A 22,157-nucleotide genomic window follows, 5' to 3' on the forward strand; every position below is an offset into this window, starting at 1 on the left:
CTGTGTACAATGACCTCCCTTTTGCTCCTGCCAAGCTGGCGCACGTTCAGCGCGGGTGGTAAGTGGTTGACTTGAAAAGAAATTTGCCTCGGTGAGAGGCAGCCTGGTGAGAAAGCGTCTATGAATACAGGTCTGTACAATCCCGAAGAATTCAAGGACAACTGTGGTTTTGGCCTGATCGCCCACATGGCGGGCGAACCCAGTCATAACCTGTTGCAGACGGCCATCGAGGCCCTAACGTGCATGACCCACCGCGGTGGGATCAACGCCGACGGCAAGACAGGCGACGGTTGCGGCTTGCTGATCCAGAAGCCCGATCAATTCCTGCGCGCCATTGCCAAAGAGCAGCTAGATAGCGAACTGCCCAAGCAGTACGCCGTAGGTATGGTGTTCTTTAACCAGGACCCTGCCCGCGCCGAAGCCGCCCGGAACAACATGAACCGCGAGATTCTCGCGGCTGGCTTGCAGCTCATCGGCTGGCGCCAAGTCCCCATCGATACCAGCGTGCTGGGCCGCCTGGCCCTCGAGCGCCTGCCGATCATCGAGCAGGTGTTCATCGGCGGTGAAGGCTTGAGCGACCAGGACATGGCGATCAAACTGTTCAGCGCTCGCCGCCGTTCGTCGGTAGCCAATGCCGAAGACACCGAGCACTACATCTGCAGCTTTTCGCACAAGACCATCATTTATAAAGGCCTGATGATGCCGGCCGACCTGACGGCCTTCTACCCAGACCTGCAAGACGAGCGCCTGAAAACCGCGATCTGCGTGTTTCACCAGCGTTTCTCCACCAACACCCTGCCCAAGTGGCCGCTGGCCCAGCCGTTCCGTTTCCTGGCCCATAACGGCGAGATCAACACTATCACCGGCAACCGCAACTGGGCCCAGGCCCGGCGCACCAAGTTCGCCAATGAGCTGATCCCCGACCTCGAAGAACTCGGCCCGCTGGTCAACCGCGTGGGTTCGGACTCCTCGAGCATGGACAACATGTTGGAGCTGATGGTCACCGGCGGCATCGACCTGTTCCGTGGCGTGCGCATGATCATCCCGCCAGCGTGGCAGAACGTTGAAACCATGGACCCCGACCTCCGGGCGTTCTATGAATACAACTCTATGCACATGGAGCCGTGGGACGGCCCGGCCGGTGTGGTGATGACCGACGGTCGCCACGCGGTCTGCCTGCTCGACCGCAACGGCTTGCGCCCGGCGCGGTGGGTGACCACCAAGAACGGCTACATCACCCTGGCGTCGGAAATCGGCGTGTGGAACTACCAGCCAGAAGACGTCATCGCTAAAGGCCGCGTGGGCCCAGGGCAAATCCTTGCCGTGGACACCGAAACAGGCCAGGTGCTGCACACCGACGATATCGACAACCGTCTGAAGTCGCGCCACCCCTACAAGCAGTGGCTGCGCAAGAGTGCGTTGCGTATCCAGTCGACCATGGAAGACAACGACCACGGTTCTGCCTTCTACAGCCCGGACCAGCTCAAGCAGTACATGAAGATGTTCCAGGTCACGTTCGAGGAGCGTGACCAGGTGCTGCGCCCGCTCGGCGAGCAGGGCCAGGAAGCGGTCGGCTCCATGGGCGACGACACGCCGATGGCGGTGTTGTCGCACCGGGTGCGCACGCCGTATGACTACTTCCGTCAGCAGTTTGCCCAAGTCACCAACCCGCCGATCGACCCGTTGCGTGAAGCGATCGTCATGTCCCTGGAGATCTGCCTCGGTGCCGAGCGCAATATCTTCCAGGAGTCGCCCGAGCACGCCTCACGTGTGATCCTTAGCTCGCCGGTCATTTCCCCGGCCAAGTGGCGCTCGCTGATGAACCTGGAGCGCCCAGGGTTCGAGCGACAGGTGATCGACCTCAACTACGACGAGAGCATCGGCCTGGAAGCGGCGGTGCGCAACATTGCCGATCAGGCGGAAGAAGCCGTACGCGCAGGGCGCACTCAGTTGGTATTGACCGACCGCAATATCGCGCCGGGCAAGCTACCGGCCCATGCCTCGCTGGCGGTCGGCGCGGTGCACCACCGGTTGACCGAGAAAGGCTTGCGTTGCGACAGTAATATTCTGGTAGAAACCGCCACAGCGCGCGATCCGCACCATTTCGCGGTGCTCATCGGCTTCGGCGCTTCGGCGGTGTACCCGTTCCTGGTCTATGAAGTGTTGGGCGACCTGATCCGCACCGGTGAAGTGTTGGGCGACCTCTATGAGGTGTTCAAGAACTACCGCAAGGGCATCACTAAAGGTTTGCTCAAGATCCTGTCGAAGATGGGTATTTCAACCATCGCCTCCTACCGTGGCGCGCAGCTGTTCGAAGCCATTGGTCTGTCCGAGGAAATCTGCGACCTGAGCTTCCGTGGTGTGCCGAGCCGTATCAAGGGCGCCCGTTTCGTCGACCTCGAGGCAGAACAGAAAGCCTTGTCTGCCGAAGCCTGGAGCCCGCGCAAGCCTATCCAGCAGGGCGGCTTGCTCAAGTTCGTCTACGGTGGCGAGTACCACGCCTATAACCCGGACGTGGTCAGCACTCTGCAGGCTGCCGTGCAGCAAGGCGACTACAGCAAGTTCAAGGAATACACGGCACTGGTCGACAACCGACCCGTGTCGATGATCCGCGATTTGCTGAAGGTCAAAACCCTCGACCAACCCTTGGCCATCGACGAGATCGAGCCGCTGGAAGCCATTCTCAAGCGCTTCGACTCGGCTGGTATTTCGCTGGGAGCTTTGTCGCCGGAGGCACACGAGGCATTGGCTGAGGCCATGAACCGCCTGGGCGCGCGTTCCAACTCCGGTGAGGGTGGCGAAGATCCGGCCCGCTACGGCACGGTGCGCAGCTCCAAGATCAAGCAGATCGCTACTGGTCGCTTTGGCGTGACCCCGGAATACCTGGTCAATGCTGATGTGCTGCAAATCAAAGTGGCCCAAGGCGCCAAACCGGGCGAGGGCGGGCAATTGCCCGGTGGTAAGGTCAATGGCCTGATCGCCAAGCTGCGTTATGCGGTACCGGGCGTCACCTTGATTTCGCCACCGCCGCATCACGACATCTATTCCATCGAAGACCTTTCGCAGCTGATTTTTGACCTCAAACAGGTCAACCCGGACGCGCTGGTTTCGGTGAAATTGGTGGCAGAGGCCGGCGTCGGCACCATCGCCGCTGGCGTAGCCAAAGCCTACGCCGACCTGATCACCATCTCCGGCTATGACGGCGGTACCGGGGCCTCGCCACTGACCTCGATCAAATACGCTGGCGCTCCGTGGGAACTCGGCTTGGCCGAAACCCACCAGACCCTGCGCGGTAACGACCTGCGCGGCAAAGTCCGGGTGCAGACCGACGGTGGCTTGAAGACCGGCCTTGACGTGATCAAGGCGGCCATCCTGGGCGCGGAGAGTTTTGGCTTCGGCACCGCGCCGATGATTGCCCTGGGCTGTAAGTACCTGCGCATCTGCCACCTGAACAACTGCGCCACAGGCGTGGCGACGCAGAACGAGAAACTGCGCAAGGATCACTACATCGGCACAGTCGATATGGTGATCAACTTCTTCACCTACGTGGCCGAAGAAACCCGCGAATGGTTGGCCAAGCTGGGCATTCGCACCCTGGGTGAACTGATCGGGCGTACCGACCTGCTGGAAATGCTGCCGGGCGAAACCGAGAAGCAAAAATACCTGGACCTGACGCCGCTGTTGGGCAGCAGCCATATCCCGGCGGACAAACCGCAGTTCTGCGAAGTCGATCGCAACCCGCCCTTCGACAAGGGTGAGTTGGCAGAGCGCATGGTGGCCATGGCTAAACCTGCGATCGAAAGTTTGAGCGGCGGTGAATACAGCCTGGATATCTGCAACTGCGACCGTTCGATTGGCGCGCGTATTTCCGGTGAGATCGCCAAGCGGCATGGCAACCAGGGCATGAACAAGGCGCCGGTGACGTTCCGTTTCAAAGGCACCGCGGGCCAGAGCTTCGGCGTATGGAACGCCGGTGGCCTGAACATGTACCTCGAGGGCGATGCCAACGACTACGTGGGCAAGGGCATGACGGCGGGCAAACTGGTGATCGTGCCGCCCAAAGGCAGCCCGTTCAAAACTCAGGATAGCGCGATTATTGGCAACACCTGCTTGTATGGCGCCACCGGCGGTAAGCTGTTCGCTGCCGGTACGGCTGGCGAGCGTTTTGCCGTGCGTAACTCGGGCGCTCACACCGTCGTAGAAGGCACGGGCGACCATTGCTGTGAGTACATGACCGGCGGTTTTGTCTGTGTCTTGGGCAAGACGGGGTACAACTTCGGTTCCGGCATGACGGGCGGGTTCGCCTACGTGCTCGACCAAGACAACACCTTCGTTGACCGGGTCAACCACGAGTTGGTAGAGATCCAGCGGATCAGCGGTGAGGCCATGGAGTCGTACCGCAGCCACCTGCAGCGCGTGCTTGCCGAGTATGTCGAAGAAACCGACAGCGAATGGGGCCGTGAATTGTGGGAAAACCTGGATGACTACCTGCGCCGGTTCTGGCTGGTCAAGCCTAAGGCCGCTAGCTTGAAAACCTTGCTGTCCAGCACCCGTGCCAACCCGCAGTGATATGCGCCTGAAGAGTTTGATGAGGTTTTGAACAATGGCTGAACGTCTAAGTAATGACTTCCAGTTCATCGATGTCGGGCGCAAAGATCCGAAGAAGAAACTGTTGCGTCAGCGCAAAAAAGAGTTCGTAGAAATCTATGAGCCGTTCAAACCCCAGCAGTCGGCCGACCAGGCCCACCGCTGCCTGGGGTGTGGTAACCCGTATTGCGAGTGGAAGTGCCCGGTGCACAACTTCATTCCCAACTGGCTCAAGCTGGTTGCCGAAGGCAATATTCTCGCGGCGGCGGAGCTGTCCCACCAAACCAACACCCTGCCGGAAGTCTGCGGCCGTGTGTGCCCACAAGACCGTCTGTGCGAAGGGGCTTGTACCCTCAACGATGGTTTCGGCGCGGTGACCATCGGTTCGGTCGAGAAATACATCACCGATACCGCCTTCGCCATGGGCTGGCGCCCGGACATGTCCAAGGTCAAGCCGACCGGCAAACGTGTTGCCATTATTGGTGCCGGCCCAGCAGGGCTGGGCTGCGCCGATGTATTGGTGCGCGGCGGGGTGGCCCCCGTGGTGTTCGACAAAAACCCTGAGATCGGCGGCCTGCTGACGTTCGGTATCCCCGAATTCAAGCTGGAAAAAAGTGTGCTGAGCAACCGCCGTGAAGTATTCACTGGCATGGGCATCGAGTTCCGGCTCAATACCGAAGTGGGTAAAGACATCACCATCGACCAGTTGCTGGAAGAGTACGACGCCGTATTCATGGGGATGGGGACTTACACCTACATGAAGGGCGGCTTCCCTGGCGAGGACCTGCCGGGCGTGCACGATGCGCTGGATTTCCTTATCGCTAACGTCAATCGCAACCTGGGCTTTGAAAAGTCGCCGGAAGACTTCGTCGACATGAAGGGCAAAAAGGTCGTGGTACTGGGCGGCGGTGACACAGCCATGGACTGCAACCGTACCTCCATACGCCAAGGTGCCAAGGCGGTGACCTGTGCCTACCGGCGTGACGAAGCCAACATGCCGGGTTCCCGTAAAGAGGTAAAGAACGCCAAGGAAGAGGGCGTGAAGTTCCTCTACAACCGCCAGCCTATCGCCATCGTCGGCGAGGACCGGGTTGAAGGCGTTAAAGTCGTCGAGACCCGCCTGGGTGAGCCTGATGCCCGTGGCCGTCGCAGCCCGGAGCCGATTCCTGGGTCCGAAGAAATCATCCCGGCGGACGCCGTGGTCATCGCTTTCGGCTTTCGCCCGAGCCCCGCCCAATGGTTCGAGCCGTCCAGCATCCAGACCGACAGCCAGGGGCGCGTGGTTGCCCCGGAGCAAGCCCGCTTCAAGCACCAAACCAGCAACCCGAAGATCTTCGCGGGCGGCGACATGGTGCGCGGCTCAGACCTGGTAGTGACGGCGATCTTCGAAGGGCGCAATGCCGCCGAGGGCATCCTGGACTACCTGGAGGTGTAGGAGCGAGCTTGCTCGCGAAAGACGTCAACGATAACGCGTATTCCCTGAGGGAACGCGGCGTCTGTGGGGTTTTCGCGAGCAAGCTCCCTCCTACAGAAAATCAGGTTCTTTCGTGGCCTAATCGCACCCATAGACAAAAGGCACGGCACACGCCGTGCCTTTTGCGTCCCGGTCTGAGAAAATGCCCGCACTTTTCTGCCGGATACCGCCATGAGTCCCCTCAAGAACGACCGTTTCCTGCGTGCCTTGCTCAAGCAACCTGTCGACGTCACCCCTGTGTGGATGATGCGCCAGGCTGGCCGTTACCTGCCGGAGTACCGCGCCAGCCGCGCCAAGGCTGGCGATTTCATGAGTTTGTGCATGAACCCGGCGTTCGCCTGCGAAGTCACTTTGCAGCCGCTGGAGCGCTACCCGCTCGATGCGGCCATCCTGTTTTCCGACATCCTGACCATTCCCGATGCCATGGGCCAGGGCTTGTACTTCGAAACGGGTGAAGGGCCGCGCTTTAAAAAAGTCGTCAGCACCCTGGCCGATATTGAAGCGTTACCGATCCCCGATGCGCAGAAAGACCTGGGCTACGTGATGGACGCGGTCAGCACCATTCGCCGTGAACTCAATGGCCGCGTCCCGCTCATTGGCTTTTCCGGTAGCCCCTGGACCCTCGCCACTTATATGGTCGAGGGCGGTTCGTCGAAAGACTTCCGCAAGACCAAGGCCATGCTCTACGACAACCCCGAGGCAATGCACCTGTTGCTCGACAAGCTGGCGCAGTCGGTCGTCACGTACCTCAATGGGCAGATTCTTGCCGGCGCCCAGGCCGTGCAGATCTTCGACACCTGGGGTGGCAACCTCTCATCGGCCGCATACCAGGAGTTTTCCCTGGCTTATATGCGCAAGATCGTCAGTGGGCTGATCCGAGAAAACGACGGGCGTAAAGTGCCGGTGATTCTGTTCACCAAAAACGGCGGGCTCTGGCTGGAAAGCATTGCCGAGGCGGGGGCCGATGCCCTTGGGCTGGATTGGACGTGCGACATCGGCGAAGCGCGCCGCCGCGTGGGCAGCCAAGTGGCCCTGCAAGGCAACATGGACCCCACCGTGCTCTACGCCAAGCCTGCCGCTATTCGGGCCGAGGTCGAGCGTATCCTGGCCAGCTACGGCAGCGGCCCGGGTCATGTCTTTAACTTGGGGCATGGCATCACACCGGAAGTCGACCCTGAGCACGCTGGCGTGTTCATCAACGCGGTGCATGAGTTTTCGGCGAAGTATCACGGGTAATTTTGCAGGTTTGATGGGGCGGGCCGTTAACGCGCCAATTAAGCATGGCTTCAGCTCGAAGGAATAAGCTGACCCCATCAAACCAAAGAAAGGATCCAACTTAATGAAACGCCGTTATCTCGCCCTGCTAATCGCCCCTCTGTTCTGTGCATCTGTGTCCGCCGCAGGCTACGTCGGCCCCGGCAGCGTCGGTCAGACCACCACCGCTGCTGCCGCCAATGACGCCGCCGATGACACGCCAGTCGTGCTGCAGGGCTACATCGTTAAACGCTTGAAGAAAGAAACCTACGAATTCAAGGACGCCACCGGCGTTATCAACGTTGAAATCGATGACGAAGACTGGCCTGCCCAAGTCGCCGTCGACGACAAACGCCAAGTGCGCCTTATCGGCGAAGTCGACCGCGGTATTATGGGCCGTGAGGTCGATGTGGATCGGGTGGAGCTGATGAACTGAGCGGCCTTAAGGCTTATTGGCTGTACTGAGCGGCTGCAACTTCGCCAGCCGCGCTGCCACCACCAACGCCAGACTCAGCAATACCCCAATAAACATCCCAACCCCATTCCACCCGCCATAGTGCCAGGCCACGCCGCCCAAGGTGCCCGCCACGCTTGAGCCAACGTAATAGCTGAACAGGTAGAGCGACGCTGCCTGGCCCTTGGCGTGGGTGGCGCGGCGGCCGATCCAGCTGCTGGCCACCGAGTGGGCGCCGAAGAAGCCAAACGCAAACATCAACATGCCAAACATAATCAGCGCCACCGGCGTCAGCATGGTGATACCGAGGCCCGCGAGCATCAGGGTGATACTCATCCAGAACACCTTGCGGCGGCCATGGCGGTCGGCCAGCGAGCCGATTTTGGCCGAGCTATAAATACCCGCCAGGTAGACCACCGACAACAGCCCCACCAGTGCCTGGCTCATGTGGTACGGCTCGGCCAACAAGCGGTACCCAATGTAGTTGAACAGCGTGACAAAACCGCCCATCAGCAGGAAACCTTCAAGAAACAGCCAGGGCAGGCCCGCATCGCGAAAGTGCACGGTAAAGCCATCGAGCAAGCTGCGCGGGTTAAGTGCCCGGGCGCGGAAATGGCGAGACGGCGGCAGGGTTTTCCAGAACAGCAACGCGGCGGCCAAGGCCAGCGTGCCCACGATCAGCATGGCCGTGTGCCAACTGACAAAGTCCACCAGGACCCCGGCTATCAGCCGCCCGCTCATTCCACCCAAGGCGTTGCCACCGATGTAGAGCCCCATGGCCAGGCCAATATGGTTAGGGTGCACCTCCTCGCTCAGGTAGGTCATGGCGACCGCGGCCAGGCCGCTGAGGGCCAGGCCGACCAGCGCGCGCATTACCAGCACGCCTTCCCAGGTCGGCATTAGGGCGGCGGCCAGGGTAAATGCGGCGGCGCAGAAGAGTGAGGTGACCATTACCGACTTTCGGCCGATGCTGTCAGACAAGGGGCCAGTGACCAGTAAACCGATGGCCAACATCCCAGTGGATACGGAGAGAATCAGGCTGCTCTGGGCCGGCGTGATTACGAATTCCTGTGACAGAATCGGCATCATCGGCTGTACGCAATACAGCAAAGCGAACGTGGCAAAGCCTCCGCAAAACATCGCCAGTACCGTGCGCACAAACAGCGGCGTGCCTTTCTCGATAAAGGCCTCGCGCACAACGTCGGCGATATCGGCGGTGTGGGCAGGGGGCGTGGCGGTTGCAGCTTTCAAAAAGACCTCGGTGGCAAAAGGGCCGATAGGATGGAAAAAAGCATATAGCTTGCTAATGATTCTATCCAATAGATTGTTCGACCTGCTTGATAGGTCTGGCGACTCATGGTGCAGCGCGCGTTTTTCGAAACAGCGAGTACGAATGTCGCCAACCAGCCATATTGATCCACTACACTCCAAGTTCCGAAGGGTAAAGAGGTCTTACACATGCGGCGTGTGGTGTTCAATCAGAAGGGTGGGGTGGGCAAATCCAGCATTGCCTGCAACTTAGCGGCGGTCAGTGCCCAAGAAGGCTACCGTACCTTATTGATCGACCTGGATGCCCAGGCCAACTCTACCCAGTACCTTACCGGGCTGACGGGCGACGATATCCCCATGGGCATCGCCGACTTCTTCAAGCAGACGCTCTCATCCGGCGCGCCTGGCAAGAACAGCAAAGTCGACATTTACGAAACGCCCTACGACAACCTGCACGTGATCACCGCTACCCCTGAACTGGCTGACCTACAGCCCAAGCTGGAAGCCAAGCACAAAATCAACAAGCTGCGTAAGTTGTTGGCAGAGCTCGACCAAGACTACGATCGTATCTACCTCGACACCCCACCCGCTTTGAACTTCTATGCGGTGTCTGCATTGATCGCCGCTGATCGCGTATTGATCCCCTTCGATTGCGACAGTTTCTCGCGCCAAGCGTTATACGGCCTGCTGCGGGAAATCGACGAGCTCAAAGATGACCACAATGAAGGGTTGGTGGTGGAAGGCATCGTGGTCAACCAATTCCAACCCCGTGCCAGCCTGCCCCAGCAGATGCTCGACGAATTGATCGCCGAAGGCTTACCCGTGTTGCCGGTGTACCTGAGCAGCTCGGTGAAGATGCGCGAGTCGCACCAGGCCAACATGCCGCTGATCTATCTAGACCCGCGGCATAAACTGACGCAGCAGTTTGTGGAGTTGCATCGGATGTTGGAGAGGTGATGGGTGGGTTTGCGGGGCAAAAAAATCGGGGGCAAGCCCCCTCCTACGAGCGTTGCCGGCTGTAGGAGGGGGCTCGCCCCCGATCTTTTGCCTTAATTATTAGGCAACAACCGGCAAGTAATGCTCTTGATATAGCGCGTTTCCGGGATGGCCGGGTGCACCGGGTGGTCGGGCCCCTGGCCACCGCGTTCGAGCAGTTGCAGGTTGCGGTCCAGGTGGCGGGCGCTGGTCAGCAGGATATTTTGCAGGTCGTCCTCAGGCAGGTGCATCGAGCACGAGGCACTCACCAGAATGCCGTCTTTGTTGAGTAGGCGCATGGCCTGCTCGTTCAGGCGGCGGTAAGCGCCTTCACCGTTTTTCAGGTCTTTCTTGCGCTTGATGAACGCCGGTGGGTCGGCCACGATCACGTCGAAGCGCTCTTCGGAGGCTTTCAATTCTTTCAGCGCGTCGAAGACATCGCCTTCCAGGCTGGTGACCTTTTCGGCGATGCCGTTCAGCGCGGCGTTGCGCTCCACGCCATCGAGGGCGAAGCCTGAGGCATCTACGCAGAACACCTCGCTGGCGCCAAACGCACCGGCCTGCACACCCCAACCGCCGATGTAGCTGAACAGGTCGAGCACCCGCTTACCTTTCACATACGGGGCCAGACGGGCGCGGTTCATGCGGTGGTCGTAGAACCAGCCAGTCTTTTGCCCCGCCATGACCGGAGCCTCGAACTTGACGCCGTTTTCTTCCAGGGCGACCCATTCCGGCACCAGGCCAAAGGCGGTCTCTACGTAACGCTCCAGGCCTTCGGCGTCGCGGGCGGCAGAGTCGTTCTTGAACAGTACGCCGGAAGGTTTGATCACCTGAACCAGGGCGGCCAGCACGTCGGCCTTGTGCTGTTCCATAGTGGCCGAGGCCAACTGCACCACCAGAATATCGCCGAAACGATCGACGACCAGGCCGGGAAGCAGGTCGGAATCACCGTAGACCAGGCGATAGAAAGGCTTGTCGAACAACCGCTCGCGTAGGGACAGGGCCACGTTCAAGCGGTGTACCAATAGGGATTTATCCAGCGCCAGTCTGGCGTCGCGCGATACCAGGCGTGCGCAGATCAGGTTGTTCGGGCTCATCGCAACCACGCCCAGCGCTTTGCCCCCCGCGGCTTCCAGAACGGCCTGGTCACCTACTTTAAAACCGTGCAGGGGCGTTGCGGCGACGTCGACCTCGTTGCTGTAGACCCACAGATGACCGGCGCGCAGGCGGCGGTCGGCATTGGCTTTGAGACGCAGGCTAGGCAGGGACATGACGTCGCTCCAGAAAAAAGAGCGGGAGTATACCCTGTTGCCGCCGCTCCCGGCGGCGGCCGCGACGAACCGGGCCGCTGCAAAAGGCTGAGGTAGCCGAGGGAAATTGGCCCGTGAGCGCTGCCAGGGAGTAGAATCGAGGCTCAGCCCAGAGTGTGCACCCATGTCTCAGGAACTCACCGCAGAACAGATCCATCAGGCGCTGCAAGGGATCAGCATTCCGCCCCAACCGCAAATCATGGTGGATTTGCAGATGGAGCAGTACATGCCCGACCCCGACCTGAAGGTAATCGCCCGGTTGATTTCCCAGGACCCAGGGCTGTCTGGGGCGCTGCTGAAAATTGTCAACTCGCCCTACTACGGCTTGACCAACCGTATATCGTCGATCCAGCGTGCCGTTGCCCTGTTGGGTAGCCGTTCGATCATTAACCTGATCAACGCTCAATCGATCAAGGGCGAGATGACCGACGAGACCATCGTGACCCTCAACCGGTTCTGGGACACTGCCCAGGACGTGGCCATGACCTGCGCCACTTTGGCCAAGCGTATCGGTTCGCAAGCGGTGGATGAAGCCTATGCCTTAGGCTTGTTCCACGACTGCGGTATCCCGCTGATGCTCAAGCGCTTCCCTGACTACATGAATGTGCTCGAAGACGCCTATGCCGGCGTCGGCGGCGTGCAGCGGGTGGTAGACATCGAAAATTCGGTGTTCAATACCAACCACGCGGTGGTCGGGTACTACACGGCGAAGTCCTGGCGTCTGCCGGAGCACCTGGGCGTAGCGATTGCCAACCACCACAACGCCCTGGCGATTTTCAGCGACGATTCCCCCCATAACAGCCAGTTGAAGAACCTGCTGTCTATCCTCAAGATGGCCGAACATATCTGCAAGTCGTACCAAGTCTTGGGCAATCAAGACGATGACCACGAATGGAACGCTGTGGGCCACCTGGTGCTCGATTATGTCGGTTTGTCTGGGTACGATTTCGAGAATCTCAAAGAATCCATTCGCGAGCTGGGCATCCGTTGACCCCCGCGTTTTCTCTGCCGAGCCCCCATGCCTGAATTACCCGAAGTAGAAACCACTCGCCGCGGCATTGCGCCCTATCTAGAAGGGCAGCGTGTAAGCCGGGTCATCGTGCGTGACCGCCGGCTACGTTGGCCTATTCCGGAGGACCTCGACACTCGCCTGTCAGGGCAAACCATCCTGGCCGTTGAGCGGCGTGCCAAATACCTGTTGATCAAAGCTGAAGTCGGCACCCTGATCAGTCATTTGGGCATGTCTGGTAACCTGCGCCTGGTAGAAGCCGGGCTGCCGGCGCTCAAGCATGAGCACGTCGACATTGAATTGGAGTCAGGGCTTGCCCTGCGCTACACCGACCCCCGGCGGTTCGGCGCGATGCTCTGGAGCCTCGACCCGCACAATCACGCCCTGCTGCTGAACCTGGGCCCAGAGCCTCTGACCGAGTTGTTCGACGGCGACCGCCTGTTCCAGCAGTCCCGCGGGCGCAGCATGGCGGTGAAGCCGTTCATCATGGACAACGCCGTGGTCGTTGGCGTAGGGAATATCTACGCGACTGAAGCATTGTTCGCCGCCGGGATCGACCCCCGCCGCGCGGCTGGTACGCTTTCGCGCGCTCGCTACTTGCGCCTTGGCGTTGAAATCAAGCGTATTCTGGCCTACGCCATTGAGCGTGGCGGTACCACCTTGCGTGATTTTATCGGCGGGGACGGCCAGCCCGGTTACTTTCAGCAGGAACTGTTTGCCTACGGCCGCGGGGGGGAGCCGTGCAAAGTGTGTGGCAGCCTGCTGCGGGAGATCAAGTTAGGGCAGCGTGCCAGCGTCTATTGCCCACGTTGTCAGAAGTAGGCGCGCCTTGTTACTACATCGCACCTGACAACCACGGTGACGCTGATATAGTGAACGCAATCGCTGTCAGTCCTGTTGAACAGAAGGATTTGTTGCCATGAACGTTTTCCGCGTGCTTTCACTTACCTTGGCGCTGTGTTTTGGCTCGCAGGTACTGCCTGTAAGTGCGGAGGTCGCTAAGCATGAGGGCAGTGGCGACCCCAGCTATCAAATCCAGAACCCGCCGGCTTTTGCCATGATGGGCGATCTCTTGATCGCAAGGCCGTTGCTCATCGTCGCAACCGCGGTGGGCGCTGCTCTGTTCGTCGTGGCTCTACCCTTTACCATACCCAGTGGCAGCGTCAAGGACGCGGGGCAGGCACTGGTGGTAGACCCGGGCAAGTCGGCCTTCTACCGTTGCTTGGGGTGCACCAGCACGGGCTATAACCAGCGTGACTAAGCTTTGCCGGTGATCTTGCGGTATTTTTCCATCAGCTCTTCCTCGGTTTCCGGCCGCGCTTCGTCCAATGGAATGCAGTCCACTGGGCATACTTGCTGGCATTGAGGCTCGTCGTAATGGCCGACGCATTGAGTGCACAGGTTCGGGTCGATCACATAGATCTCCTCACCCTGAGAAATGGCAGCGTTCGGGCACTCAGGTTCACAGACGTCGCAATTGATGCAATCGTCGGTAATGATCAAGGACATGGGGGCTCCAGCCGAGGCCTATGGCCCGGGCATACTGATACTGGCGAATGCGGCAATTGTGCCGCATTAGCGCCCGCAGTGCACGCGGGCGCTGGCAGGCGGTCAGTTCTTGAAGCGCTGGGTCAACGCTTCGGCGACAGCGGGGTGGACAAATTTGCTGATATCGCCGCCCAGCGCTGCAATTTCACGCACTAGCGTCGAGGAGATAAATGAGTAGCGCTCCGAGGGGGTTAGAAACAAGCTTTCTACGTCGGGCGCCAGTTGCCGGTTCATATTGGCCAGCTGAAATTCGTATTCGAAATCCGACACAGCCCGCAGGCCACGCAGCAGCACGTTGGCGTTCTGCTCTTTGGCGAAATGCGCCAGCAGCGTAGAAAAGCCGACCACTTCGACGTTCGGCAGGTGCTCGGTCACCTCACGGGCCAGCTGGACCCGTTGTTCCAAAGGGAACAGCGGGTTTTTTTTCGGGCTGGCGGCCACTGCAATGATCACGTGATCGAACAGGCGCGAGGCGCGTTCGACCAGATCGCCGTGGCCCTTGGTAATCGGGTCGAAGGTACCTGGATACAGCACTCGGTTCATCGCGTCGTCCTAGCGGAATCCGTTGGGGACTCGGATGGTATCGCAGCCGCAACGGTGGGCCAAGTGAAGTGGCCGAGCGAATCAACCTACAAACTCGTACCGAAAACCCTCACACGCCCTGCGGCGGGCTGTCGCAGGCGGTTTGCCTCATCGAATAAATAATCGATACAGCAGGCGCAAGGTAGCTTTGCCGTAGGGCGGGTAAATGAAACTGGCCGGGTTGAACCGTGATTTGCTCAATACGCTGCGGGCCTTGCTGAATGTCTGAAAGCCCTCGAAACCATGGTACTGGCCCATACCGGACGGCCCGATACCGCCAAAGGGCAGGTTGTCCTGAGCCACTTGCAGCAGCGTGTCGTTCAGACAAATACCGCCAGAGCGGGTGTGGCTCTGGATCCGGCGTTGTTCCGCTTTGTTGTGGCCGAAGTAGTACAGCGCTAGCGGGCGAGGCCGCGCATTGATGTAGTTCACGGCGTCGTCGAAGTCGTCGTAGGGCACGATGGGCAGCAGTGGGCCGAAAATTTCCTCCTGCATGACTTTCATGTCATCGGTGACGTTCAACAGAACGTTCGGCGGGATGCAGCGACCGCGATGCTGTTCCAGTGGGTAAAGGGCAATGATATTGGCGCCCTTGGTGCTGGCATCCTCCAGGTAGCGGTTCAGCCGCTGAAATTGCCGCTGGTCGATGATGTGGGTGTAGTCCGGGTTCCCCAAAGTGGTGGGATACATGCGGTGCATGGCATCCCGATAAGCGCTGACGAACTCATCGACCCGGGTACGGGGCACCAATACGTAGTCGGGAGCAACGCAGGTCTGCCCGGCGTTCAACGCTTTACCAAAGGCTATGCGCGCCGCTGCTTGGGCCATGGGCGCGTCGCGCCCGATGATAACTGGGGATTTGCCACCCAATTCGAGGGTCACCGGGGTGAGGTTCTGGGCCGCTGCACGCATGACCTGTTTACCGGTTTGCGCGCTGCCAGTGAACAGCAAGTGGTCAAAGGGCAGATGGGAGAAGCTGACGCCGGTCTTGACGTCGCCCAAGACCACTGCGACCAGGTCTTCGGGGAAAATAGTGGCCAGTAACGTCTTCAGAAGCTCGCCGGTGGCCGGGGTCGCCTCGCTGATTTTCAACATCACCCGGTTACCGGCGGCCAGTGCACCCACCAACGGGCCCATGGCGAGAAACACCGGGTAGTTCCACGGCACGATGACCCCAACTACACCCAGTGGTTGGTACTCGACCCGTGCTTTCGCGGGCTGAAACAAGATGCTGACTTTCCGCCGTGAGGGCTTCATCCAGCTTTTGAGTTGGTCACTGGTGCTCTCAATGGCCTGCAGGCATGGCAATAGCTCAGCCAGCCGGGTTTCGTCGAGGCTGCGCTGGCCAAAGTCAGACTTGATCGCCTCGGCGAGAGCCTGTTGTTCACGCACCAGCACCTGGCGCAACGCGGCCAGCCACTGCCGACGTTGGGCGACGCTCGGCATAGGATTGAGCGCAAAAGCGCTCTGCTGTTTGGTAAATAACTGGCGAAGGGGGTTCTGCTGGTTGAATACGGGCTGCAAATAGGCAATTTGAGCGGTCATGGACAACGCCCCATCTCAGGCAAATATATAACTCTAGAGTTTATACTCTAAAACGCATTGACTGAAGAAATGAGTGTGCGGAGGGTTGTAAGATGGCAGTTATTGATTCTTTGAAGTGGGCATCGTCGCTTGTATGAAAACCCGAAGCCGCATCGTCCAAGCCAGCCTTGAGCTGTTCAACCTGCAGGGCGAACGCAGCGTTAGCACCAACCATATCGCCGCCTTCATGAACATTTCTCCCGGCAATCTGTATTACCACTTTGCTAACAAACAGCAGATCGTAGCGGTACTGTTCGACGAGTATGAGGCCATGCTTGAGGATTTTCTGGGCCCGCCGCTTGGTCCGCCCGGGTTGGAGGCCAAGCGTTATTACCTCGAAACGCTAATGAGCTCCACGTGGAAATATCGATTTTTGCACCGTGACCTCGAGCACCTCTTGGAAAGCGACCCCGCGTTAAGAGTGCGCTACCAGCAACTGTCTCAGCGCTGCCAGGTTAACGCCTGCCTGATTTTCCAGAGTTTTGTAGACGCCGGTATCCTCTCGATGCGCTCCCATGAGGTCGAAGCCATGGTGCTCAACGCCTGGATTGTGATCACCTCCTGGGTGCGCCACCTTTCGGTGGCCGTCGAAACTGCGCAGCTTAACGAGCAGTCTATGCGCCGTGGCGTGTATCAAGTTCTGATGCTGGAACAGGGCTATGTGACGCCACCCTGGCGCGAGGCAATGGACGCCCTGTGCACTGAATTTTACGTGCCGCTGAACCGCGCCCCCCAACTACCAGACTAAGGCTAGATCATTCATTTTCAGGGAGGTTGCCATGTCCATCGCCCAACTCATAAGCCCCGAGAGCCTGGCCGCCAGGTTGGGCCAGTCGGGGCTGGTGATTCTCGACTGTCGCTACTCGTTGGACGATGCCGATTATGGCCAGCGTAGCTATGCAGGCGGGCACATTGAGGGCGCTCATTTTGCTGACTTGCAACGCGGCCTCAGTGGGCCGGTGATCAAGCATGTCACCGGGCGCCACCCTTTGCCGCAGCCGGGGCGGTTGCTCGAGCGCCTGCAACGCTGGGGAATCAACGCTGAGAGTGATGTGGTGCTCTATGATGACGGCCAGTCGGCCTATGCTGCCAGGGCTTGGTGGCTGCTGGCCTGGCTAGGCAAGCGTAGCGGCGTCTACATCCTCGACGGCGGGATCAAGGCTTGGCACCAAGCCTGTTTGCCGCTAAGCCTGGATGCCCCACCGACCGAACCTGGCCACTTCGCGGGCACGCCCGACGATGCTCTGATGATCACCGGCTACCAGTTGCAGCAGCAACTCCACGACCAGACACTCACCCTGCTGGACGCTCGCGCGCTGCCTCGCTTCAAAGGCGAAGCCGAGCCGATCGACCCAGTGGCGGGGCACATTCCGGGCGCGCGCTGCGCAGCGTTCACCGAGAACCTTGGGCCGGATGGCCGATTTCTGCCTGCCGAACAATTGCGCCAGCGCTTTGCTGCACTGCTGGGCGACCGGCCGGTGGAGTCGGTGGTGTCTTATTGCGGTTCTGGGGTTACAGCCTGTCAAAACCTGTTCGCGATGTGCCTGGCTGGTTACCCCTTGGCCACGTTGTATGCCGGCTCGTGGAGTGAATGGATTACCGACCCAGAACGCCCCGTGGCTAAGGGTGAGTGAAGGTTAGCCAGTCGGGGATGCGCTGTTCCAGATAATAGTGCGGCGTACGCAAGGAGCCTGCCACGAATCCCACATGGCCGCCTTTGCTGTGCAACTCGAAAGTCACGCAGGCCGGCAGCGTGCTGCTGTCGGGTAGGCTGTGGGGGAACACGAACGGGTCATCAGCGGCCTGAATGATCAAGGTCGGCGTACAGTTGGCGCTCAGAAAGTAGTGGCTGGAAGACTGCCGATAATAAGCCTGGGCATCGCTAAAACCATGCAGCGGCGCGGTGACCCGGCCATCGAAATCCCAAAATGTACGCATGTTGTCCAAGGGCCCGAGGCCGACCAACTGCGCTAGGCCGTCGTGAAGGCCTTCATGCTGAAAGCGCCGCTGCTTGTCTTTCACATAGCCCAGCATGGCGCGCATGAAATGCGCCTGGTAGACCCTGGAGAAGCCCATGCCGATGCGGTCAGCGCAGTGGTCAAGGCGAAACGGCACCGATACGGCCACAGCGCCTGCCAACTGGCACCCCTGGCCAGCCTCGCCTAGATGCTTGAGCAATACGTTGCCGCCCAGGGAATAGCCCACAGCATACAAGGGGCGGTGGGGGTGAGCGGCGCGTAGGTGATCGATCACTTCCAGCAGGTCGCCACTGGCGCCGGAGTGGTAGCTGCGTGCAAGCAGGTTCGGTTCGCCCGAGCAGCCACGCCAGTTCAGCGCCACGCTGGCCCAGCCGCGGCCGGCCAGTGCTTGTTGCAGCCCCGCGACATAGGGCGAATTGGACGAGCCGGTGAGCCCGTGCAACACCAGCACTAACGGGGCCTCACCGTCGTCGCGGGTGTGCCAGTCGAGGTCGAGGAAATCCCCGTCCGCCAGCCATAGGCGTTCCCGCCGACGTGGCACATGTACGGTGCTGCGCCACAGCGGGCCCCACAAGGTCTGTAGGTGCGGATTGCTCAGCCCGAACGCCGGGCGAAAGGTGCCCATGTTTTAGCCGCGCTGCCAAAGGCTGTAATAAACCTGGCCGGCCTTTTTCTCGCGGTGCAGGCGCCAGTTCGCCGGCAACTGCAGGCTCGAAGGCGGGGTTTCGCTTTCGGTGTACACCCAGGCCCGCTCTGCCAGCCAGCCCCGTTGCTCCAGGCATGCACAAACGCTAGGCAGCAGATTTTGGTGGAAGGGGGGGTCGAGGAACACTAGGTCAAACGGCGCCGGTGTTTGGCTTTCCAGGTAACGCACCGCATCGCTCTGCAACAGCTGGCCTACGGCGCATTGCAAGGTGTCGAGGTTAGCCCGCAGGCTGGCGATGGCGGCGGCGTTGCTGTCGAGTGCCAGGGCCATCGATGCGCCCCGGGACAGCGCCTCCAGGTACAGTGCGCCGCTGCCGGCGAACGGGTCGAGTACCTTGGCGCCCACGACATAAGGCGCAATCCAGTTGAACAGGGTTTCGCGCACGCGATCCGGGGTCGGGCGCAGCCCAGGCGCCTCGGGGAAGCTCAACCGGCGGCTACGCCATTCGCCGCCGATGATGCGTAGGTGGCCAAGGCCGTTGTGCGCTTTGTTTTGTCTAGCGTTGCTCATCAGTGCTCCGGCACCCCGGTCGGTGCTTCCACGGGTTTGTCTGTGGGCGGCGGCAGCGGCTGCTGGGCAACCGTGGGGCCGACAGTGACGATCACCAGTTGATCGGCATCGAGGTGTTTGTTCATGGCTGTCCTGACTTGTTCGACCGTCAGGTTTTGCGATTGCTGCATGAAGTCTTCCAGGAACGACAACGGCAGGCCGTAGAAACCAATGGCGCCCAATTGCCCAACGATACTCTCGTTACTGGCTGTGGACAGTGGGAAGCTACCGGCCAATTCCCGTTTGGCTTCGTCCAGCTCTTGCTGGGTCGGGCCGGTCTTGAGGTAGTCGCGCAGCAGGTCTTTGACCAGGGTCAGCGTCCCTTCGCTGAGTTCGGCCCGGGTTTGCAGGCTGATCGTAAAGGGCCCGCGCACTTGCATGGGCGTGAAGCCAGAATAGATCCCATAGGTCAGGCCGCGTTTTTCCCGCACCTCGGTCATCAGGCGTGTCCCAAAGCTCCCGCCGCCGAGGATCTGGCTACCCATGGCCAATGCGGGGTAGTCCGGGTCGTTGCGGTCGATGCCAAGTTCTGCGAGCAGAATCTGGGTTTGCTTGGACGGAAATTCGATATGGCTGGCCCCAGCGCTGGGTCGCTGCGGTTGGGCTACTTCAGCTAGGGCGGGGCCCTTGGGCAGCGCGGAGGAGACCTGCTCGGCAATGGCCTGGGCCTCGTCACGGGACAGGTCGCCGACCAAGGCGATTACGGCGTTGCCTGCAGCGTAGGCCTTTTGGTGGAATTGGCGCATTTGCTCGCGGGTGATGCTCGTTACGCTTTGCGGGTTGCCCTCGCTTGGGTGCGCGTAGGGGTGCTGGCCGTATAAACGCTCGAACAAGCGTTGGCTGGCCAAATGGCTGGGGTCCTGCTTCTGGTAATCGAAGCCGGCCAGCAATTGATTTTTGATTCGGGCCAACGAGTCGGCGGGTAACGTTGGCTGGCCCACCACCTGGCTGAACAAGCGCAGGGCAGGTTGGCGCTTTTCTACGGCGCTCAGGCTGCGCAGTGACGCCACAGCCATGTCCCGGTAAGCGCCGTTGCTGAATTCAGCGCCCAGGCCTTCGAAGCCTGCGGCGATGGCGCCGACGTCCTTGCCTGCTACGCCTTCATTAAGCATGGCATTGGTCAGCAGGGCGATGCCTGGGCGGGCTTGGTCCTGGCTGCTGCCTGCGGCGAATGTCAGGCGCAGGTCGAACATGGGCAACTGACGGGCTTCGACGAACAGCACGCGCGAGCCGCTACGGGTGGTCCAGGTTTGCACCTGCAACTGACGCACACTGGGGGGCGTACGGTCGAGTTCGGCCAGTGACAGCAGCGAGCCCTGGCCATTTTCTGGCTGTTCAGGCGCCTGCTTAGGTTTTTCGGCAGTGCCGACGCAACCGCTAACCAGCGCGGCCATGAGCAGGCCGATGCAGGTAGCGCGTAGGGTGTAATGCTCACTCATGAGCCGATACCTCAGGTAGAACATGGGCGACGCTAAGGCGGTCGCGAGTGAAATAAGTACGCGCGGCATTCTGGATGTCGGCTGGGGTGACGCCCTTGAGGTCCTCCAGTTCGGTGTCCATCAGCTTCCAGGACAGCCCGACGGTTTCCAGCATGCCAATGGTCGAAGCTTGGCTGCTGATGGAGTCGCGGTCATAGACCAGGCTGGCAATCACCTGTGCCCGCACGCGCTCCAATTCTTCCGCGCTGGGAGGCTTTTGCTTGAGTTCGTCCAGCAAACCCCAGATGCCTTGCTCGGCATCGGCCAGGGTTTTTTTCTTGTGGGTGTTGGGCGTGGCGGTCAACATGAACAGGCTGTCACCACGCACGAACGGGTTGTACCCGGCTGACGCGCTGGTGACTGTCTCGCTGCCGCGCTCAAGGCGAGTGGACAGGCGCGCACTATAACCACCGTCTAGCAAAGCCGAGATCAGCCGCAACGCTTGAACGTCGCGAGGCTTCTGGGCCGTGGCCATACCGGGTACATTGAAGGCGTACATCAAGCTGGGCAGTTGGGTGCGCACGTGCAGGGTGATCTTGCGCTCGCCGGGGCTTGCCAGCTCCAGAGGTATTTTCGCGGCGGGGGTGATGCGTTTAGGCACCGGGCCAAACCAGCGCTGGGCCAGGGCCTTGACCTCGTCGGCGCTGACATCGCCGACTACCACCAGCGTAGCGTTGTCGGGGGTGTACCAGGACTCGTACCAATGGCGCAGTTCTTCAACTTTCATGCGATTGAGGTCTGCCATCCAGCCAATGGTCGGCGTGTGGTAGCCGCTAGCGGGGTAGGCCATGGCCTTGAACAGCTCGAACGCCTTGGCGCTGGGGCGATCGTCGGTGCGCATGCGCCGTTCTTCTTTAATGACTTCGATTTCCCGGGCGAACTCCTCCGGCGGCAGGCGCAGGCTGGCCATGCGGTCGGCTTCGAGCTCCATCGCAACGCCCAAACGGTCGCGGGCCAGCACCTGGTAATAGGCAGTGTAGTCGTCGCTGGTGAAGGCATTTTCTTCGGCGCCGAGGTCGCGCAGTACCCGTGACGATTCGCCAGGGCCCATTTTCGCGCTGCCTTTGAACATCATGTGTTCCAAGGCATGGGACAGGCCTGTCTGGCCGGGTGTCTCGTAGCTGGAGCCGACCTTGTACCAAACCTGGGACACCACCACCGGTGCCCGATGGTCTTCGCGCACAATAACGCGTAGGCCGTTGTCGAGGACGAACTCATGGGTAGGTTGCGATGGAGCGGCTGAAGCAGTGGCAGGAAGGCCTACCGTGCCGAGCAAAAGGCCGGCCAGGCATCGGGCAAGAGCATTCATTCGTTTCAAACCTGTGAGGCTGCCCGCGAGGCTTAGCGTCAGCGGGCGAGGAGGTGCTAGGATACTGATCCGGTCAGCTGGCGACCATGC

At 60.3% G+C, this 22,157-nt stretch carries 19 protein-coding genes; 10 read left to right on the plus strand and 9 right to left on the minus strand.

Annotation, left to right across the window (positions count from 1 at the left end; all coding sequences use genetic code 11):
• The first annotated feature begins 120 nt into the window (after window positions 1-120).
• The 4 genes from gltB (at window position 121) to QCL65_RS02265 (ending at window position 7,751) form a co-directional block, all read left to right on the plus strand.
• Entirely contained in the window at window positions 121-4,569 is a 4,449-nt protein-coding gene (gene gltB / locus QCL65_RS02250) for a glutamate synthase large subunit (protein WP_407314465.1), read from the plus strand.
• 34 nt (window positions 4,570-4,603) lie between these two features.
• On the plus strand, window positions 4,604-6,022 hold the full coding sequence (locus QCL65_RS02255) for an FAD-dependent oxidoreductase (RefSeq protein ID WP_407314467.1): 1,419 nt from the start codon (window positions 4,604-4,606) through the stop codon (window positions 6,020-6,022).
• A 210-nt stretch (window positions 6,023-6,232) separates the two neighbouring features.
• Complete coding sequence (gene hemE, locus QCL65_RS02260; RefSeq protein ID WP_407314469.1) at window positions 6,233-7,297, plus strand: uroporphyrinogen decarboxylase; 1,065 nt, start codon at window positions 6,233-6,235, stop codon at window positions 7,295-7,297.
• 103 nt (window positions 7,298-7,400) lie between these two features.
• Complete coding sequence (locus QCL65_RS02265) at window positions 7,401-7,751, plus strand: YgiW/YdeI family stress tolerance OB fold protein (protein ID WP_407314471.1); 351 nt, start codon at window positions 7,401-7,403, stop codon at window positions 7,749-7,751.
• A 6-nt stretch (window positions 7,752-7,757) separates the two neighbouring features.
• Here the strand turns inward: QCL65_RS02265 and QCL65_RS02270 are convergent, their stop codons facing one another.
• The gene (locus QCL65_RS02270) at window positions 7,758-9,020 is read right to left on the minus strand and encodes an MFS transporter (protein ID WP_407314473.1); all 1,263 of its coding nucleotides are present in this window, start codon (window positions 9,018-9,020) and stop codon (window positions 7,758-7,760) included.
• A gap of 207 nt (window positions 9,021-9,227) precedes the next feature.
• Here QCL65_RS02270 and QCL65_RS02275 point away from each other — a divergent pair, with 207 nt between their 5' ends.
• Window positions 9,228-9,995, plus strand: a complete 768-nt coding sequence (locus tag QCL65_RS02275) for a ParA family protein (protein WP_407314475.1) — start codon at window positions 9,228-9,230, stop codon at window positions 9,993-9,995.
• A 92-nt stretch (window positions 9,996-10,087) separates the two neighbouring features.
• Here the strand turns inward: QCL65_RS02275 and QCL65_RS02280 are convergent, their stop codons facing one another.
• Window positions 10,088-11,284, minus strand: a complete 1,197-nt coding sequence (locus QCL65_RS02280) for a class I SAM-dependent rRNA methyltransferase (protein ID WP_407314477.1) — start codon at window positions 11,282-11,284, stop codon at window positions 10,088-10,090.
• A gap of 217 nt (window positions 11,285-11,501) precedes the next feature.
• Here QCL65_RS02280 and QCL65_RS02285 point away from each other — a divergent pair, with 217 nt between their 5' ends.
• From QCL65_RS02285 to QCL65_RS02295, 3 genes are all read left to right on the plus strand, one after another.
• On the plus strand, window positions 11,502-12,314 hold the full coding sequence (locus tag QCL65_RS02285) for an HDOD domain-containing protein (protein ID WP_407316629.1): 813 nt from the start codon (window positions 11,502-11,504) through the stop codon (window positions 12,312-12,314).
• Window positions 12,315-12,341: 27 nt separating this feature from the next.
• Window positions 12,342-13,154 (plus strand): bifunctional DNA-formamidopyrimidine glycosylase/DNA-(apurinic or apyrimidinic site) lyase, encoded by an 813-nt coding sequence (gene mutM / locus QCL65_RS02290; protein WP_407314479.1) that lies wholly within the window; start codon window positions 12,342-12,344, stop codon window positions 13,152-13,154.
• 97 nt (window positions 13,155-13,251) lie between these two features.
• Window positions 13,252-13,593, plus strand: a complete 342-nt coding sequence (locus QCL65_RS02295) for a multidrug transporter (RefSeq protein ID WP_407314481.1) — start codon at window positions 13,252-13,254, stop codon at window positions 13,591-13,593.
• Here QCL65_RS02295 and QCL65_RS02300 read toward each other — a convergent pair.
• From QCL65_RS02300 to QCL65_RS02310, 3 genes are all read right to left on the minus strand, one after another.
• On the minus strand, window positions 13,590-13,841 hold the full coding sequence (locus tag QCL65_RS02300) for a YfhL family 4Fe-4S dicluster ferredoxin (protein WP_032884168.1): 252 nt from the start codon (window positions 13,839-13,841) through the stop codon (window positions 13,590-13,592). The genes QCL65_RS02295 and QCL65_RS02300 overlap by 4 nt on opposite strands.
• A gap of 102 nt (window positions 13,842-13,943) precedes the next feature.
• Window positions 13,944-14,423 (minus strand): pantetheine-phosphate adenylyltransferase, encoded by a 480-nt coding sequence (coaD, locus tag QCL65_RS02305; protein WP_407314484.1) that lies wholly within the window; start codon window positions 14,421-14,423, stop codon window positions 13,944-13,946.
• A 147-nt stretch (window positions 14,424-14,570) separates the two neighbouring features.
• Window positions 14,571-16,007 (minus strand): coniferyl aldehyde dehydrogenase, encoded by a 1,437-nt coding sequence (locus QCL65_RS02310; protein WP_407314486.1) that lies wholly within the window; start codon window positions 16,005-16,007, stop codon window positions 14,571-14,573.
• 121 nt (window positions 16,008-16,128) lie between these two features.
• On the opposite strand from QCL65_RS02310, the gene QCL65_RS02315 reads away from it, so the two are divergent.
• Together QCL65_RS02315 and QCL65_RS02320 are read left to right on the plus strand one after the other, a co-directional pair.
• Complete coding sequence (locus tag QCL65_RS02315; protein WP_407316631.1) at window positions 16,129-16,794, plus strand: TetR/AcrR family transcriptional regulator; 666 nt, start codon at window positions 16,129-16,131, stop codon at window positions 16,792-16,794.
• Window positions 16,795-16,825: 31 nt separating this feature from the next.
• The gene (locus QCL65_RS02320; RefSeq protein WP_407314488.1) at window positions 16,826-17,680 is read left to right on the plus strand and encodes a sulfurtransferase; all 855 of its coding nucleotides are present in this window, start codon (window positions 16,826-16,828) and stop codon (window positions 17,678-17,680) included.
• On the opposite strand, the gene QCL65_RS02325 is transcribed toward QCL65_RS02320, so the two are convergent.
• The 4 genes from QCL65_RS02325 to QCL65_RS02340 are packed head-to-tail and all read right to left on the minus strand — an operon-like array spanning window position 17,667 to window position 22,067.
• Window positions 17,667-18,650 carry a hydrolase gene (locus tag QCL65_RS02325; protein ID WP_407314490.1) on the minus strand — a complete coding sequence of 328 codons (984 nt, stop codon included), beginning with the start codon at window positions 18,648-18,650 and terminating at the stop codon, window positions 17,667-17,669. The two genes, QCL65_RS02320 and QCL65_RS02325, sit on opposite strands and share 14 nt — an antisense overlap.
• A gap of 3 nt (window positions 18,651-18,653) precedes the next feature.
• Window positions 18,654-19,241 (minus strand): 16S rRNA (guanine(966)-N(2))-methyltransferase RsmD, encoded by a 588-nt coding sequence (gene rsmD / locus QCL65_RS02330; RefSeq protein ID WP_407314492.1) that lies wholly within the window; start codon window positions 19,239-19,241, stop codon window positions 18,654-18,656.
• Window positions 19,241-20,719 carry a M16 family metallopeptidase gene (locus QCL65_RS02335; protein WP_407314494.1) on the minus strand — a complete coding sequence of 493 codons (1,479 nt, stop codon included), beginning with the start codon at window positions 20,717-20,719 and terminating at the stop codon, window positions 19,241-19,243. The genes rsmD and QCL65_RS02335 overlap by 1 nt, the downstream gene beginning before the upstream one ends.
• Complete coding sequence (locus QCL65_RS02340) at window positions 20,712-22,067, minus strand: M16 family metallopeptidase (protein WP_407314496.1); 1,356 nt, start codon at window positions 22,065-22,067, stop codon at window positions 20,712-20,714. The genes QCL65_RS02335 and QCL65_RS02340 overlap by 8 nt, the downstream gene beginning before the upstream one ends.
• Window positions 22,068-22,157 lie beyond the last annotated feature (90 nt).

Source organism: Pseudomonas sp. nanlin1, assembly GCF_045571515.1.
Lineage (GTDB): Bacteria > Pseudomonadota > Gammaproteobacteria > Pseudomonadales > Pseudomonadaceae > Aquipseudomonas.

Bases quoted from the DNA above. Each gene is read 5' to 3' on its own strand.
- gltB (WP_407314465.1), top strand. From the start codon at position 121: ATGAATACAGGTCTGTACAATCCCGAAGAATTCAAGGACAACTGTGGT.
- QCL65_RS02255 (WP_407314467.1), top strand. From the start codon at position 4,604: ATGGCTGAACGTCTAAGTAATGACTTCCAGTTCATCGATGTCGGGCGC.
- hemE (WP_407314469.1), top strand. From the start codon at position 6,233: ATGAGTCCCCTCAAGAACGACCGTTTCCTGCGTGCCTTGCTCAAGCAA.
- QCL65_RS02265 (WP_407314471.1), top strand. From the start codon at position 7,401: ATGAAACGCCGTTATCTCGCCCTGCTAATCGCCCCTCTGTTCTGTGCA.
- QCL65_RS02275 (WP_407314475.1), top strand. From the start codon at position 9,228: ATGCGGCGTGTGGTGTTCAATCAGAAGGGTGGGGTGGGCAAATCCAGC.
- QCL65_RS02280 (WP_407314477.1), bottom strand. From the start codon at position 11,284: ATGTCCCTGCCTAGCCTGCGTCTCAAAGCCAATGCCGACCGCCGCCTG.
- mutM (WP_407314479.1), top strand. From the start codon at position 12,342: ATGCCTGAATTACCCGAAGTAGAAACCACTCGCCGCGGCATTGCGCCC.
- QCL65_RS02295 (WP_407314481.1), top strand. From the start codon at position 13,252: ATGAACGTTTTCCGCGTGCTTTCACTTACCTTGGCGCTGTGTTTTGGC.
- QCL65_RS02300 (WP_032884168.1), bottom strand. From the start codon at position 13,841: ATGTCCTTGATCATTACCGACGATTGCATCAATTGCGACGTCTGTGAA.
- coaD (WP_407314484.1), bottom strand. From the start codon at position 14,423: ATGAACCGAGTGCTGTATCCAGGTACCTTCGACCCGATTACCAAGGGC.
- QCL65_RS02310 (WP_407314486.1), bottom strand. From the start codon at position 16,007: ATGACCGCTCAAATTGCCTATTTGCAGCCCGTATTCAACCAGCAGAAC.
- QCL65_RS02320 (WP_407314488.1), top strand. From the start codon at position 16,826: ATGTCCATCGCCCAACTCATAAGCCCCGAGAGCCTGGCCGCCAGGTTG.
- QCL65_RS02325 (WP_407314490.1), bottom strand. From the start codon at position 18,650: ATGGGCACCTTTCGCCCGGCGTTCGGGCTGAGCAATCCGCACCTACAG.
- rsmD (WP_407314492.1), bottom strand. From the start codon at position 19,241: ATGAGCAACGCTAGACAAAACAAAGCGCACAACGGCCTTGGCCACCTA.
- QCL65_RS02335 (WP_407314494.1), bottom strand. From the start codon at position 20,719: ATGAGTGAGCATTACACCCTACGCGCTACCTGCATCGGCCTGCTCATG.
- QCL65_RS02340 (WP_407314496.1), bottom strand. From the start codon at position 22,067: ATGAATGCTCTTGCCCGATGCCTGGCCGGCCTTTTGCTCGGCACGGTA.